Raw genomic sequence first — 1,652 nt, 5'->3', positions numbered from 1 at the left:
CCCCGGTGGTGCGGCCGCCTCTCCACTGTCCTCTTCACCGTCCGAGAGTCCGAAAGGCCAGGGAATGCGTATCGCGCTCGTCTCCATGCCGTGGCAGGCCCTGGAGATGCCGTCGCTCCAGGTCGGTCTCCTGCACGCACTCGTCGCCCGGGAACGGCCGGCCGACGAGGTCGCCGAGTACCACGGGTGGCTGCGCTGGGCCGAGTTCCTGCTGGAGCACAGCGACGGCGAACTGACCCCGACGGAGTACATGACCGTCGCCGACGACCAGGTGTTCGACGGCTTCGGCGACTGGGTCTTCTCCGGCAGCCTCTACGACGACGACCAGTGGGGCACCGAGCAGCTCACCGCCTACGCGGCCCGCACCGGATCGTCGATCGACAGCCTGCTGCGGATGCGCCCGCACGCCGCGCGGTTCATCGCCGAGGCCGCCCGGGAGGTGCTCGCCACCGACCCCGACGTGGTCGGCATGACCACCACCTTCCTGCAGAACGTGCCCTCGCTCGCCCTCGCCCGGGAGATCAAGCGCCTGCGGCCCGAGGTCGTCACCGTGCTGGGCGGCAGCAACTGCGACAGCGTCATGGGCCACGCCCTGCACCGCAACCACCCCTTCCTGGACCACGTCGTGCGCGGGGAGGCCGAGAGGACCTTCCCGGCGCTGCTCGCCCACATCGAGCGCGGCACGGCCCCCGCGGACGTCCCCGGGGTCTGCTGGTGGGACGGCGGCACCTCGCGTGCCAACCGGGAGGCCAAAGGCACCGTTCCGATCGGACTGCTGCCCAGCCCCGACTTCGACGCCTGGCAGGAGTCCTTCGACTCCTCCCCGGTGGCCGAGTTCGTCGAGCCCAAGCTCGTGGTGGAGGGTGCCCGTGGCTGCTGGTGGGGCGAGAAGCACCACTGCACCTTCTGCGGGCTCAACGGCAGCCTGATGGAGTTCCGTTCGAAGAACGGCGAGCAGCTCTGGTCCGAGATCGAACGGCTCGTCCAGCGGCACAAGTTGCTCGATGTCATCACGGTCGACAACATCATCAGCATGGACTACTTCCGTGACTTCCTGCCACGGGCCGCCGACAGCGGGTGGGACCTGCGCATCCACTACGAGGTGAAGTCGAACCTCAGCCAGGACCAGATCGCCCTGCTGGGCCGCGCCCGGGTCACCCACGTCCAGCCCGGCATCGAGAGCCTGAACAGCCGGGTGCTCGGTCTGATGGACAAGGGGGTCACCGGCGCCCGCAATGTCCGTACCATGCGGGAGTGCGAGAACCACGCGCTCACCTGCGTCTGGAACTACCTCTACGGGTTCCCGGGCGAACGCGACGAGGACTACACGGAGATCATCGACCAGATGCCCGCCCTGCGCCACCTCCAGCCCCCGGGCGGTGCCACCCGCATCGCGCTGGAGCGGTTCAGTCCGCACTTCACCAACCCCGCGCTGGGCTTCACCGAGCGCCGCCCCGCCGACATCTACCAGCACGTCTACCAGCTGCCGCGGGAGGAACTGGAGGACCTGGTCTACCTGTTCGACGCCCCGGCCACCGGCATCCAGGGCGAGCTGGAACGACGGCTGGCGGAGGAGATCGACCGCTGGACGGAGGCCTACCCGTCCTCCCGGCTCCTGCTCGAACCGGCCGCGGACGGCGGCGAGGAGGGGG

Annotated in this window: 1 protein-coding gene; it reads left to right on the top strand. The window is 69.6% G+C overall.

Annotation, left to right across the window (positions count from 1 at the left end; all coding sequences use genetic code 11):
- Positions 1-64 precede the first annotated feature (64 nt).
- On the top strand, positions 65-1,652 hold a 1,588-nt coding region (locus tag ACIQOV_RS40630; RefSeq protein ID WP_401056058.1), incomplete at its 3' end, for a RiPP maturation radical SAM C-methyltransferase.

Source organism: Kitasatospora sp. NPDC091257, from assembly GCF_044757675.1.
Classification (GTDB): Bacteria; Actinomycetota; Actinomycetes; order Streptomycetales; family Streptomycetaceae; genus Kitasatospora; species Kitasatospora lactacystinica.
Note: the sequence above shows the minus strand (reverse complement) of the source record. Positions and strands in the feature narration are given on the sequence as shown.